This window comes from Olavius algarvensis spirochete endosymbiont (assembly GCA_900608495.1).
In the GTDB taxonomy this organism is placed as follows: domain Bacteria; phylum Spirochaetota; class Spirochaetia; order DSM-2461; family DSM-2461; genus UBA2779.
Genome location: UWYT01000223.1, coordinates 1 through 372, shown reverse-complemented (window position 1 = coordinate 372; position 372 = coordinate 1). Strand labels below are relative to the sequence as shown.

At 56.7% G+C, this 372-nt stretch carries 1 protein-coding gene; it reads right to left on the bottom strand.

Features of this window, described 5'->3' with window-relative positions; genetic code table 11:
* Positions 1-372, bottom strand: a 372-nt coding sequence (locus S1OALGB6SA_RS06605) for an NHL repeat-containing protein (protein WP_503465881.1), incomplete at both ends; no start/stop codon positions are given.

Below are 372 nucleotides of genomic sequence, written 5' to 3'. Positions count from 1 at the left end.
CCCCCGCCGGCGTGATTTTCCGGATGCAGTTGTTGTTACTATCAGCCACATAGACATTGCCTCTTGAGTCCACAGCCACGCCGACGGGGGAGTTAAACCGCGCCGCGCTGTCGGTGTCGGTGCTATCCACAAAACCCTCTGTGCCATCGCCGGCAAAGGTGCTTACTGTTCTATCTTCTATTCTATCTGCCGGCGTGATTTTCCGGATGCGGTGATTGCCATTATCTGCCACATAGACATTGCCCTCTGAGTCCACAGCCACTCCGGAGAGGTAGTTGAACTGTGCCGCAGTGCCACTGCCATCAGTATGACCTAACGTGCCAGTGCCGGCAAAGGTGGTTACCACCCCCGCCGGCGTGATTTTCCGGATGC